This window comes from Aeromicrobium sp. 636, from assembly GCF_024433585.1.
In the GTDB taxonomy this organism is placed as follows: domain Bacteria; phylum Actinomycetota; class Actinomycetes; order Propionibacteriales; family Nocardioidaceae; genus Aeromicrobium; species Aeromicrobium senzhongii.
The window spans coordinates 682,705-695,300 of the sequence record NZ_WNJU01000001.1; the positions used below are offsets into that span (position 1 = coordinate 682,705).

Annotated in this window: 13 protein-coding genes; 11 read left to right on the forward strand and 2 right to left on the reverse strand. The window is 71.0% G+C overall.

The window, feature by feature from the left end; all coding sequences use genetic code 11:
- The first annotated feature begins 6 nt into the window (after positions 1-6).
- From GL325_RS03360 to GL325_RS03370, 3 genes are read left to right on the forward strand one after another with little or no spacing between them, the layout of a single operon-like run.
- Complete coding sequence (locus GL325_RS03360) at positions 7-585, forward strand: DUF3000 domain-containing protein (RefSeq protein WP_187411866.1); 579 nt, start codon at positions 7-9, stop codon at positions 583-585.
- Positions 582-1,829: a ribonuclease D gene (locus tag GL325_RS03365; protein WP_187768604.1), complete on the forward strand. Its 1,248-nt coding sequence runs from the start codon at positions 582-584 to the stop codon at positions 1,827-1,829. Before GL325_RS03360 ends, GL325_RS03365 begins: the two co-directional genes overlap by 4 nt.
- Positions 1,830-1,874: 45 nt before the next feature.
- Complete coding sequence (locus GL325_RS03370) at positions 1,875-2,465, forward strand: hypothetical protein (RefSeq protein WP_154595202.1); 591 nt, start codon at positions 1,875-1,877, stop codon at positions 2,463-2,465.
- A gap of 192 nt (positions 2,466-2,657) precedes the next feature.
- Here GL325_RS03370 and GL325_RS03375 read toward each other — a convergent pair whose 3' ends face one another.
- The gene (locus GL325_RS03375; RefSeq protein ID WP_255955475.1) at positions 2,658-3,626 is read right to left on the reverse strand and encodes an aldo/keto reductase; all 969 of its coding nucleotides are present in this window, start codon (positions 3,624-3,626) and stop codon (positions 2,658-2,660) included.
- 32 nt (positions 3,627-3,658) lie between these two features.
- Here GL325_RS03375 and GL325_RS03380 point away from each other — a divergent pair, with 32 nt between their 5' ends.
- From GL325_RS03380 to tgt, 8 genes are all read left to right on the forward strand, one after another.
- Entirely contained in the window at positions 3,659-4,006 is a 348-nt protein-coding gene (locus GL325_RS03380) for a hypothetical protein (RefSeq protein WP_187768606.1), read from the forward strand.
- A gap of 73 nt (positions 4,007-4,079) precedes the next feature.
- Positions 4,080-6,383 carry a protein translocase subunit SecD gene (gene secD, locus GL325_RS03385; protein WP_154595204.1) on the forward strand — a complete coding sequence of 768 codons (2,304 nt, stop codon included), beginning with the start codon at positions 4,080-4,082 and terminating at the stop codon, positions 6,381-6,383.
- 19 nt (positions 6,384-6,402) lie between these two features.
- The gene (locus GL325_RS03390; protein ID WP_187768607.1) at positions 6,403-6,792 is read left to right on the forward strand and encodes a TM2 domain-containing protein; all 390 of its coding nucleotides are present in this window, start codon (positions 6,403-6,405) and stop codon (positions 6,790-6,792) included.
- 36 nt (positions 6,793-6,828) lie between these two features.
- A complete protein-coding gene (locus GL325_RS03395; protein WP_154595206.1) occupies positions 6,829-8,202 on the forward strand; it encodes a cystathionine beta-synthase in 1,374 nt (457 codons plus the stop codon).
- The gene (locus GL325_RS03400) at positions 8,199-9,350 is read left to right on the forward strand and encodes a cystathionine gamma-synthase (RefSeq protein WP_154595207.1); all 1,152 of its coding nucleotides are present in this window, start codon (positions 8,199-8,201) and stop codon (positions 9,348-9,350) included. Before GL325_RS03395 ends, GL325_RS03400 begins: the two co-directional genes overlap by 4 nt.
- 65 nt (positions 9,351-9,415) lie before the next feature.
- Complete coding sequence (locus tag GL325_RS03405; RefSeq protein ID WP_187768608.1) at positions 9,416-10,114, forward strand: hypothetical protein; 699 nt, start codon at positions 9,416-9,418, stop codon at positions 10,112-10,114.
- Between the two features lie 54 nt (positions 10,115-10,168).
- The gene (locus GL325_RS03410) at positions 10,169-10,573 is read left to right on the forward strand and encodes a tetratricopeptide repeat protein (RefSeq protein WP_187768609.1); all 405 of its coding nucleotides are present in this window, start codon (positions 10,169-10,171) and stop codon (positions 10,571-10,573) included.
- Between the two features lie 34 nt (positions 10,574-10,607).
- Positions 10,608-11,807 (forward strand): tRNA guanosine(34) transglycosylase Tgt, encoded by a 1,200-nt coding sequence (gene tgt / locus GL325_RS03415; protein WP_222865865.1) that lies wholly within the window; start codon positions 10,608-10,610, stop codon positions 11,805-11,807.
- Positions 11,808-11,816: 9 nt separating this feature from the next.
- On the opposite strand, the gene GL325_RS03420 is transcribed toward tgt, so the two are convergent.
- The gene (locus GL325_RS03420) at positions 11,817-12,548 is read right to left on the reverse strand and encodes a queuosine precursor transporter (RefSeq protein ID WP_187768610.1); all 732 of its coding nucleotides are present in this window, start codon (positions 12,546-12,548) and stop codon (positions 11,817-11,819) included.
- Positions 12,549-12,596: the final 48 nt, after the last annotated feature.

A 12,596-nucleotide genomic window follows, 5' to 3' on the forward strand; every position in this document is an offset into this window, starting at 1 on the left:
CACGGTGTGGGAGCCCGCACGAAGCTCGAAGGCGTCCCGGCACCGTTCACCCGCGCTGTCGAGGAGATCGAGCGCGCCGTCGCGCGCCCCGAACTCGAGCTCGGACAGATGCCGGCACCGCAGCGCATCGCCCCGTTCGCCCATGCCATCACCGCCGACGTGGTCGTCGCGGACACCGAGGTGGGCACGGGGCGCTTCATCCTCCTGCACGACCCGGCCGGCAACGACGCGTGGAACGGCACCTTCCGGTGCGTCACCTTCGCCCGCGCCGACATCGAGCACGAGATGGCCATCGATCCGCTGATCACCCAGGTCGGCTGGAGCTGGCTCACCGACGCACTGGGCGACGCCGGTGCCGAACACACCAACACCGCCGGCAGCATCACGGTCGTGCGCTCCGAGGGATTCGGGGCCATGGCCGAGGACGAGTCCGATGCCCAGATCGAGGTCCGTGCCTCCTGGACCCCGCACGGCGGACTCGACGCCCACGCCTCGGCGTGGATGGAGCTGCTCGGCAAGCTCGCCGGACTCCCGCCCCTGGCGCCCGGCGTCGTTCCCCTGAACCGGAGGCGTACGAGCCGTTGACGACCGAACACGACGAGGCGCCCGACCAGGCCCCCGATGAGTCCCCCGAGCCGGCACTGCCCCGACTCGGACTCCGCGAGCCGCTGACCCCCGTCGTGGACACCGACGACGCGCTGGCCCGCGCCTGCGCCGAGATCTCGCTGGGCGAGGGGCCGATCGCCCTGGACGCCGAGCGAGCCTCGGGCTACCGCTACTCCCAGCGGGCGTACCTCGTGCAGGTGCGCCGCGAGGGCTCGGGCACCTGGCTGATCGATCCGATCGCGTTCCCCGACCTGACCGAGCTCGGCCTGGCCTTCGGCGACTCCGAGTGGATCCTGCACGCGGCCACCCAGGACCTGCCGTGCCTGGCCGAGGTCGGACTCCGTCCCGCCTCGCTGTTCGACACCGAGCTGGCCGGCCGACTGCTGAACCTGCCGCGCGTCGGCCTGGCCGCGCTCGTCGAGCACTACCTGGGCATGAGCCTGGCCAAGGAGTTCTCGGCGGCCGACTGGTCGACCCGCCCCCTGCCCGAGCCGTGGCTCGAGTACGCCGCGCTCGACGTCGAGGTCCTCCTGGAGCTCCGCGAGGCGGTCCTGGCCGATCTCGTCGCCGCCGGCAAGGACGGCTGGGCACGCGAGGAGTTCGACGCCCTGCTGTCCTTCACGGGCCCGCCCGAGCGCAAGGACCCCTGGCGCCGCACCTCCAGCATCCACAAGATCCGCAGTCGTCGTGCGCTGGCCATCGTCCGGTCCCTGTGGCACGCCCGCGACGCCATCGCGGCCGACCGTGACGTCACTCCCGGGCGGATCCTGCCCGACTCGGCGATCGTGGCTCTCGCCACGCATGCGCCCACCTCGCTGGGCGCCCTCAAGAACGACCCCACGATGCGCCGTCGCGGCCCGCGACGCTTCCTCGACGACTGGTACACCGCCATCGAGACGGCCGAGGGACTTCCCGAGGACGAGCTGCCCACGTCGGGTCAGCGGTCCGACGGACCCCCTCCTCCGCGCGCCTGGGCCGACAAGGACCCGGTGGCCGCCGCCCGACTCGTGCGCGTCCGCGAGGTCGTCACGCAGATCGCCGAGCAGCACAACCTGCCGGCCGAGAACCTCATCTCCCCCGGCGTCGTGCGGGCCCTGGCCTGGCAGCCACCGCAGGACCGGGACGAGGACACCATCGCGGCAGAACTGCGTGAACGTAGCTGCCGCAACTGGCAGATCCAGTTGGTGGCCGGCCCCATGGCCGCCGCGCTCGTCGATCCCTGAGCCGACTGTTCCCGTCGTCACCGGCGCGGGTTTACTCTCGAACGCATGGCCGACTTCCACAAGCCGTCGTTGCCCGGGGCCGCCCTCTTCGAGACGCTGCGTGACGACAACGACCCTGCCGAGCGCTCGGCCGCCGGCCACCGCATCGCCAACCTGCTGGTCCGCGGCGCCCACGACCGTGAGGACCGCGCCCTGATCGACCGGGTGTTGCACCTGGCCGACTCGGAAGGGCTGGGCTCGATCGCGGAGCTGTGGTCCAAGGCCCACCCCGAGACCGTGGCCGGAGCGCTGTGGCGGCTGTATGCGCTGCGGACGTGGGTCCACCACAACCCGGTCCAGGCCTCGCGCGAGTTCAGCGCCGGACGCGCCTACGCCCCGGTCCAGGAGGTCCTGGCCGGAGTCGTCGACCCTCCCGGCCCGGCTGAGGTGATCGAGCTGGTCGACACCGTCGTGCGCGGGATCGTCACCACCGACTTCGACGTGGCGCTCGACCGGGCCGCCGCCTTCGCTCACATCGTCGGCGTGGGACGCGGGCAGCTGGAGGACACCGACCCGGCCAGCGCCGCCCGCCTCGTCGACACCGCGCGCCACCTGCGTGCCGCCGCCGACGCAGAGCGCCGCCACGAGCTGCACTGACCGACCCCTCCGAGCGGGTCGGCGGAGACCTCGCGCAGAGGTCCCACAGGCCTCAGTGGGCTTGGGCGGGGTCGTCTAGAGTGGTGCTCGCGCCGGGTCGCGGTAGCCCCGGGTCCCAACATCAGCCGCTTCGAGCGGCCTTACGCCGTGAGGCGCTCCCGACCCGGCGCACCCACCGTCTCCCCTGCCCGCTCAGCGCGGCGCGAACGTCGTGTACGAGTGCCGCGGAGCCATCAGCTCGTCGAGTGCGGCCGTGTCCTCGGCCGTCGGCACCCAGGCGGCCGCCGCGACGTTCGAGGCCACCTGCTCCGGACGCGAGACACCGGCGATGACCGACGCCACGGCCGGCCGCGACGCGAGGCCGCCCATCGCGAGCTCGAGCAGGGTGATGTCGCGCTCACGAGCGAACGCCTGCAACGCCTCGATCCGGTCCCAGTCCGCGCCTTCCCAGCGGGCTCGCTGGCCGGCCAGCCGGGTGCCCTCCTGCGGCTCGCTGTCGCGCGAGTACTTCCCCGTCAGCAGGCCGTAGGCCAGCGGGAAGTACGGCAGCAGGCCCACTCCGAGCTCGAGGCAGGCGGGGACCAGCTCGACCTCCGCGGCCGGGTTGTAGAGCGAGTACTCGTTCTGAGCCGTCGCGAAGTGCGCGAGGTCGGCCGTGCGCGAGATCCAGTCTGCGTCGACGAGCTGCCACGCGGTGAAGTTCGAGCAGCCGATGGCGCGGACCTTGCCCTCGTCCACCAACCGCGTCATCGCGCCGAGCGTCTCCTCGACCGGAGTGTTCGGGTCGGGCGTGTGCAGCTGGTAGAGGTCGATCACGTCGGTGCCGAGCCGGCGCAGGCTGGCCTCCGCCGCCCGGCGGACGTAGTCGGCGCTGCCGCGGCGGCCACCGTCGTCTCCGTTGCGCCCCTGCATGTCCATCCCGAACTTCGTCGCGATGACGACCTCGTCACGCCGACCCTTCAGCGCGGCGCCGAGCAAGGTCTCGCTCTCACCCAGCGCGTATGTGTCGGCGGTGTCGAAGAATGTCACCCCCTGCTCGAAGGCCGCGTCCACCACCGCGACCACCTGGTCACCGTCGATCCGCGCTCCGAATGCGTTGCAGCCGATCCCCACGGGGCCGACCTCGATGCCACTCGTTCCCAGGACATGTCGTGTAGTCACGGGATCCACCGTAGGACCGTTACACTCGCGGGGTGATCCGGACCACCCACGCCGCGCGACGCCTCGTCGCGGCCCTGGCAGCCGTGCTGTTGGCCGGCATGCTCGGGCTGGGTGCCCTGGCCGGCTTCTCGGGGGCGGACCGCCGTGCCGGCGCCGCCACCGCCTCGGCCGGGCAGGACAGCTCCGGACACCCGCGGGTCACGATCGCCAAGGCCACGTCGGACGACCACGCGCTGTCGGTCGACCTGCCGGCCGGCACCCTGGACGCTGCCCTGACCCTCGGGACGATCGTCCTCGTCTCCCTCGTGGTGGCCCTCGTCGCCGCCCAGATCGGCACCGCCGCGCCGGTCCCCGCGGGGCGCGCCCCGCCGCGACGCTGACCGGTCACTCCTCGACCGGGCCACTCGCCCCCACATGCTCCTGCCGCCCCGCGGCTCCACCGAAAGCTCTCTCATGTCTTCCAAGACCAATCTCTGGCGAGGTCTGATCTGCCTGGCCGTCATCATCGGCGCCGCGGCCGTGGCCCTGACCATGAAGCCCAACCTCGGCCTCGACCTGCGCGGCGGCACGCAGATCACCCTCGAGGCCAAGTCCACCGATCGCGTCAAGGCCGATGCCGAGGCCACCGATCGGGCCCTCGAGGTCCTGCGCGGACGCGTCGACGGCCTCGGTGTCTCCGAGCCGACGCTGGCCCGCACCGGCGAGAACCGGATCATCATCGAGCTGCCGAACGTGCAGGATCCCTCGAAGGCCGCCGAGGTCATCGGCCAGACCGCCAGCCTCGAGTTCCGTGAGGTGATGGCTCCCGCCACCGCGGAGACCAAGCCCGGCAAGGGCGAGGTCGTCCTGCCCGACGAGCAGGGTCAGGAGCTGCTGCTCGGCCCCGTCGCGTTCGACGGCAACGGCATCAGCGACGCCGAGGCCGCGATGCCGCAGAACAGCATCGGCGACTGGGTCGTCAACGTGCAGTTCAACAAGACCGGCCGCACCCCCTGGAGCAACCTGGTCGCCTCCGCGTGCCAGAACCCCGCCGCGGGCAACCGCATCGCGATCGTCCTCGACAACGAGGTCATCTCGTCCCCAGGCATCGTGCCCGAGCTCTGCGCCGGCGGCGGCGGCTCCAGCACCAGCATCACCGGCGACTTCACCCAGACCGAGGCGCAGGACCTCGCCGTGCTGATCAAGGGCGGCGCCCTCCCGGTCCCGGTCGAGATCATCGACCAGCGCACCGTCGGCCCGACGCTCGGCGCCGCCGCCATCGACGCCTCGATCAACGCCTCCATCATCGGTCTGCTGCTGACCGGCCTGTTCATCATCTTCATCTACCGGCTCACCGGCGTCATGGCGACGATCGCGTTGACCGTGTACGCCCTCATCTCCTACGGCGCCCTCGTGCTGATGGGTGCCACCCTGACCCTCCCGGGCCTGGCCGGCTTCGTCCTGGCGATCGGCCTGGCCATCGACGCCAACGTCCTGGTCTATGAACGAGCGCGCGAGGAGTATCACGAGAATCCGAAGGCCGGCCTGCTGTCGGCACTGACCACGGGCTTCTCTAAGGCCTGGTCCGCGATCATCGACTCCAACGTCACGACGATCCTGGCCGCCCTGCTGCTGTTCTTCCTCTCCGCCGGCCCCGTCAAGGGCTTCGGCATCACCTTGACCATCGGCGTCATCGCGTCGATGTTCTCGGCACTGGTCGTCGCCCGCTGGCTGACCGAGTGGCTGGTCAAGCGCAAGTGGATCCGCAACCACCCGCAGGCCAGTGGCATCGGCGGCATCTCCAGCGTGCGCCGCTGGTTGAACGAGCACGGTCCGTACCTGGTCCGCCGGGCCGGCATGTGGGTCGTCATCTCGCTCGGCGTCGCCGGCGTCATGATCGCCGGCATCCTGGTCCGCGGTCTGGACCTCGGCGTCGAGTTCGCCGGCGGCCGTCAGCTCGAGTACTCCACCGCCAAGGCCGTCACCCCCGACCAGGCCCGCGAGGCCGTCACCGAGGCCGGGTTCCCCGAGGCCGTCGTGCAGTCCTCGTCCGCCGACGGTGGCGAGAACATCTCGGTGCGTCTGCCCAAGATCGACGAGACCGAGGCGGAGAAGGTCCGCTCCTCGATCGAGCAGGTCGGTGGCAAGACCGTCCAGGTCGCCTCCAACACCATCGACCCGACCCTGGGCAAGGAGCTGCGCAACAAGGCGCTGCTGGCCTTCCTGATCGCCGTCGCGGCGCAGATGGCCTACCTCGCCTGGCGCTTCCGGTGGACGTGGGCCGCGGCCGCCATCGTCTCGATGGCGTCGGTCGTGCTCGCGGTCGTCGGCGTCTTCGCCTGGTGGGGCAAGCCGATCGACGGCGTGTTCCTGGCCGCGATCCTGTCGATCATCGGCCTGGCCGTGAACGACTCGATCGTCGTCCTCGACCGCATCCGAGAACGCACCCGCACCGCCGACATCCCGCTGCGCGAGATGGTCAACGAGGCGATCCTGTCGACCCTGCCGCGAACCATCAACACCGCCATGGGTGCGACGTTCATCCTCGCCGCGCTGATGGTGCTCGGTGGCGACTCGCTGCGTGACTTCTCGATCGCGGTGCTGCTGGGTCTGCTGTTCGGTCACTTCTCGACGGTCTTCACGGCGTCGACCCTCGGTCTGCTGCTCGAGGAGAAGTGGCCCTACAACCCGGACAAGGACCCGCGCAAGACGGTCGATCCGTACGCGCACGTCGTCGACGGGCGTGGCATGCCCGAGGACGGCGGTGCGGTCGTCTGATCGGCGGTACCGTGCGTCCATGACCACGACTCCGCCCGAGGACCCGCGACCGGACCCGGACCCCGGCGCGGGTGACCACGACCCCACCGTGCGCTTCGGTGCCACGCCGCCTCCCCCGCCTCCGCCTCCCCCGGCGGCGGGGTGGGCGGTGCCGGGCGCGCCGTACGGCGTCGACCCCAAGACCGGCCTGCCGTACTCGGACAAGTCCAAGATCGTCGCCGGCCTGCTGCAACTGCTGATACCCCTGGGAATCGGCAGGATGTACACGGGCCACACCAGCATGGGCGTCGCCCAGTTGCTGGTCACGCTGTTCACCTGCGGTATCGGCGCAGTGTGGCCGTTCATCGACGGCATCATCCTGCTCGTCTCCGACCCGCGTGACGCGAACGGCCGACCGCTGCGATCCTGATCCGTCGGCTCACGGCCGCGATGACATGATGGACCCATGACCATCGCGAACCACGTGGTCGACCTCATCGGCGACACTCCCCTAGTCCGGCTGAACTCCGTCGTACCCGAGGGTGGCGCGACCGTCGCCGCCAAGCTCGAGTATCTGAACCCCGGAGGCAGCTCCAAGGACCGCATCGCGGTCAAGATGGTCGACGAGGCCGAGGCGTCCGGCGCCCTCAAGCCCGGCGGCACCATCGTCGAGCCGACCTCCGGCAACACCGGCGTCGGCCTGGCGCTCGTCGCGCAGCAGCGCGGATACTCCTGCGTCTTCGTCTGCCCCGACAAGGTCAGCGAGGACAAGCGCAACACGCTCAAGGCCTACGGCGCCCGCGTGGTCGTGTGCCCCACGGCCGTCCCGCCGGAGCACCCGGACTCGTACTACAACGTCTCCGACCGCCTCGTCCGCGAGATCGAGGGCGCCTGGAAGCCCGACCAGTACTCGAACCCGGCCGGCCCTGCCAGCCATTACGAGACCTCGGGCCCCGAGATCTGGAAGGCCACCGAGGGCAGGGTCACGCACTTCGTGGCCGGTGTCGGCACCGGCGGCACGATCACCGGCGTCGGCCGCTTCCTCAAGGAGCAGAACCCCGACATCAAGATCATCGGCGCCGATCCCGAGGGCTCGGTCTACTCCGGCGGCACCGGTCGCCCGTACCTGGTCGAGGGCGTCGGTGAGGACTTCTGGCCCAGCGCCTACGACCCGAGCGTCGTCGACGAGATCATCGCGGTCTCGGACGCCGACTCGTTCGACATGACGCGTCGCCTGGCGCGTGAGGAGGGCCTGCTCGTCGGCGGCTCGTGCGGCATGGCCGTCGTCGCCGCCGCGCGCGTGGCCGAGCGCCTGACTCCCGACGATCTGGTCGTCGTCCTGCTGCCCGACGGTGGCCGCGGCTACCTGTCGAAGATCTTCAACGACGACTGGATGGCCTCGTACGGTTTCTTGCGCACGCCCCTGTCGGGCGACGCGATGGACCTGCGCGTCATCGACATCCTGCGGCGCAAGAGCGGCGATCTGCCGGCGCTGGTCCACACGCACCCGTCCGAGACGGTGCGCGACGCGATCGAGATCCTGCGCGAGTACAACGTCTCGCAGATGCCCGTCGTGGGCCCCGAGCCGCCGGTCGTGATCGGCGAGGTCGCGGGCAGCGTCAGCGAGCGTGAGCTCGTCAGCGCCGTCTTCGAGGGACGCGCGCAGCTGACCGACGCCGTCGCCGAGCACATGGAGCGCCCGCTGCCGATCATCGGCTCGGGCGAGGATCTCGCCGCGGCCCTGGACATGTTCAAGGGCAACGACGCGCTCATGGTCGTCGACGAGGGCAAGCCGCTCGGCGTCCTGACCCGCCACGACCTGTTGGGGGTGCACGTATGACCGACGAGACGCAGCAGGGCTTCTCGACCCGGGCGATCCACGCCGGGCAGGAGCCCGACCCGCGCACCGGTGCGGTCAACATCCCGATCTACGCCAGCTCGACGTTCGCCCAGGACGGTGTCGGCGGCATGCGCGAGGGGTTCGAGTACGCCCGCACGGGCAACCCCACCCGCCGGGCGCTCGAGGCCAACCTGGCCGCCCTCGACGGCGGTGCGTACGGCCGGGCGTTCTCGTCGGGCATGGCGGCGACCGACACGGCGCTGCGTGCGATCCTGCGCCCGGGCGACCACCTGGTGATCCCCGACGACGCCTACGGCGGCACGTTCCGGTTGATCGACAAGGTGTTCTCGCAGTGGGGCATCGACCACACGCCGGTGGCCGTCAACGACACCGAGGCCCTGCGCGCCGCGATCACCGACCGCACCAAGCTGGTGTGGATCGAGACGCCCACCAACCCGCTGCTGAACATCGCCGACATCGCAGCCTCGGCCGAGATCGCGCACGCCGCGGGCGCGAAGGTCCTGGTGGACAGCACGTTCGCCTCGCCGTACCTGCAGCAGCCGCTGGCCCTGGGCGCCGACATCGTCCTGCACTCGTCGACGAAGTACCTCGGCGGTCACAGCGACGTCGTCGGCGGTGCGCTCGTCACGAACGACCCCGAGCTCGACGCCGCGTTCGCGTTCCTGCAGAACGGCGCCGGCGGCGTGCCCGGTCCCTTCGATGCCTACCTCGTCATGCGCGGCATCAAGACGCTCGCCGTGCGCATGGAGCGTCACTGCGACAACGCCGAGGCCGTCGTCGAGATGCTGACGGCGCACCCCGCCGTCAGTGAGGTGCGCTACCCCGGCCTGGCCGACCACCCGGGTCACGAGGTCGCGGCCCGGCAGATGCGCCGCTTCGGCGGCATGATCTCGCTGCGCCTCGCCGGCGGCCGCGAGGCGGCCCTCGACCTGTGCGCGCGCACGAAGGTGTTCACCCTGGCCGAGAGCCTCGGTGGCATCGAGTCGCTCATCGAGCACCCCGGCGCCATGACGCACGCGTCGACCGCCGGTTCCCAGCTCGAGGTGCCCGAGGACCTCGTCCGGCTGTCCGTCGGCATCGAGGACATCGAGGACCTGCTGGCCGACCTCGAGCAGGCCCTGGCCTGACCGACCGCCGATGAGCCCCCGGCGATCCGCTGGGGGCTCATTGGGCCTTCGTTACCCTCGAAGTCATGTCTCCCAAAGGCTTTCTCGGCGGTTTGTCATGGCTCCAACTGGTGGCCGGTGCGCTGGCGGCGATGACGTCGGCGTGGGTCGCCTCGTTCCTCGGTGTGGCCGGCACGATCATCGGCGCGGCGCTCGGCAGTCTCGTCGCCTCGATCGCCAGCGCCCTCTATGCGCGCGGGATCGATCGCGGCACCACGCTCATCACCGAGAGCGGCTCGGTGGTCTCGCGGACCCGTCCGGCAGCCGCCGAGAGCGACCGCGACGCCGAGGACGGCGACGTGGTCATCACGCAGGAGCAGACCGTCGTGACCGTCGACGAGGCCGAGCGCGCCTTCCCGTGGAAGCGCGTGCTGACGTGGACCGGGCTGGCGCTGGCCGTCTCGCTGCTGGCGATCGGCGCCTTCGAACTGGTCACCGGCGACTCGTTCGGCAAGGCCGACAACCCCACGATCGGCCGGCCCTGGAAGGACCAGGGCTCCAGCCCGGAGACCCCGAGCGACGGCGAGACGACGCGGCCCACCGAGTCGGCGGAGCCGACCGAGGAGCCGACCGACGGCGCGACGAACGACCCGCCCGCGACCACCCGCCCCGAGCCGACCGCGCCGGCGCCCACGACCGAGGCTCCCGAGGACGCCGTGCCCGAGCCGCAGCGCGACGCGACTCCCCCGCCGGCCGAACAGGCGCCCCAGGTCGTCCCGGAGTGACCGGGGAACATCCCGGCCCTTCCCGCCGTTGAGAGCGGTGACGAAAGGACTGCGATGACCATCTGGATGAAGCCGACGCTGACCGAGGAGTCGATCGCGGCGATGGAGCCGCTGGACGCCTTCCGTTACGCCGAGGAACTGCTCGACTCGCGCTTCCCGCGTGAGGCCGTGCGCGTCCTGAGCCCGCTCGCCGAGCTCGAGCCGAACAACGCCGCCGTGTGGGAGCTACTCGGCCGCGCCCACTTCGCCGCCGCCCATCTGGGCCCGGCCGAGGACGCGTTCCGGACGCTGACCTCGCTGGAGCCGACCAACGCCTGGGCGCATACCGCGTTGGGCCTGGCCCTCGACCGGCAGAGCCGGCACCGGGAGGGTGCGGTCCATCACCGCCTCGCCGCGGCGATGGGCGCCAGCGACCGCGACGGCACGCGGGTCGCCCTGGTCGACCGCCCCGGTACCTGACAACGAGCACGGCCCCGTCTGTTTGGATGGGGCCGTGTTCACCGTCGGAAGCACCCTGCCGGACGCCCCCGGAAGATCGGGCACCATCACCACGCCCCATGGACAGATCCGCACCCCGGCGTTCATCCCCGTCGGCACCAAGGCGACCGTCAAGGCGGTCCTGCCGGAGTCGATCGTCCAACTGGGCGGGCAGGCGGTGCTCTCGAACGCCTACCACCTCTACCTGCAGCCCGGCGCCGACATCGTCGAGGAGGCGGGCGGTCTCGGCGCCTTCATGAACTGGCGCGGGCCGACCTTCACCGACTCCGGCGGCTTCCAGGTGCTGAGCCTGGGCGCCGGCTTCAAGAAGACCCTCGCGATGGACGCCGTGGGCACGCAGGCCGACGACGTCATCGCTCCCGGCAAGGACCGGCTGGCGCACGTCGACGACGACGGGGTGACCTTCAAGAGCCACCTCGACGGCTCTAAGCACCGGTTCACGCCCGAGGTGTCGATGCGGATCCAGCACCAGCTCGGTGCGGACATCATCTTCGCCTTCGACGAGCTGACCACCTTGATGAACAGCCGGGAGTACCAGGAGGACTCGCTCAGGCGCACCCAGGCGTGGGCCGAGCGGTGCCTGGCCGAGCACCAGCGGCTGTCCGCCGAGCGCGCCGACAAGCCGCGCCAGGCGCTCTACGGCGTCGTCCAGGGCGCCCAGCACGAGGACCTGCGCCGTCAGGCGGCCCGGGGTCTGGCCGGCCTGGACTTCGACGGCTACGGCGTCGGCGGGGCGATCGAGAAGGAGAACCTGGGCACGATCGTCCGCTGGGTCACCGACGAGCTCCCCGACGACCGCCCCCGGCACCTGTTGGGCATCGGCGAGCCCGAGGACCTGTTCGAGGGCGTCGAGGCCGGCTGCGACACCTTCGACTGCGTCACGCCCACCCGGGTCGCCCGCTCATCGCGGATCTACACCGCCGACGGCCGCCACAACCTCATGGTGGCCGCCTCACGCCGCGACTTCGGCCCGATCGAGGAGGGCTGCGACTGCTACACGTGCACCCACTACACGAAGGCGTACCTGCACCACCTGTTCAAGGCGAACGAGTACAACGCGGCGACGCTGTGCTCGATCCACAACGAGCGCTTCTTCATCCGGTTGGTCGACAGCATGCGCGACGCGATCGAGGCCGGGGACTTCGCGGCCCTCAAGCAGGAGTGGCTCGGCCGGTACCTGTCGACGTCGGCCTGAAGGGCCGCCTCAGTCGGCGTAGTAGCTGGGCTCGCGCCGCTTGAGCCACGCGATGACGCGCACGGTCAGCGGCATGAGCGCCAGCTCGACGCCGACCTTGAGCAGCACGCCCATCACGAAGTAGTTCAGGAACGCGCCGAACGTGGTGACGCCGATGGCCGAGGCCGCGATCGCGCAGAAGATCAGCGTGTCGGCCACCTCGCCCACGCCGGTCGAGCCGACCAAACGCGCCACCAGCCGGCGCTCGGCCGACCGCTGCTTCATCCGCACCAGGACCCACGAGTTGAGGAACTGGCCCGCGAGATAGCCGGCGACGCTGGCCAGCACGATCTGCGAGACAGGGCCCAGCACTGCCGAGTAGGCGGCCTCGTTCTCGTACCAGGACGCCGCGGGCAGCAGCTCGACGACGAAGAACGTCCCGGCGGCCAGCACGGCTGCGGCGAACCCGGCCAGGATCGCCCGCCGGGCGGCACGCAGGCCGTAGACCTCGGCGATCACGTCGCCGAGCACGTACGCCAGCGGGAAGAGCACGACTCCCCCGTCGAGCACGAGCGGCCACAGTTGGACGGGACCGAGCAGGACCTGTCCCGAGCCGACCTCGACGGCCTTGGTGGCCACGACGTTCGAGATCACGATCACGACGCAGAACATCGCCAGCAGCAGGTCGAAATGGCTGGACCCGCGGGCGGCGAAGCGCACGGCATCGTGGTTCGGTGACGGCGCGGTGGACATGCCGGTCATCTTCCCACCTCCCGTGTCCGGGCGTTGTGCCCCCGGTGCGAGAATCGA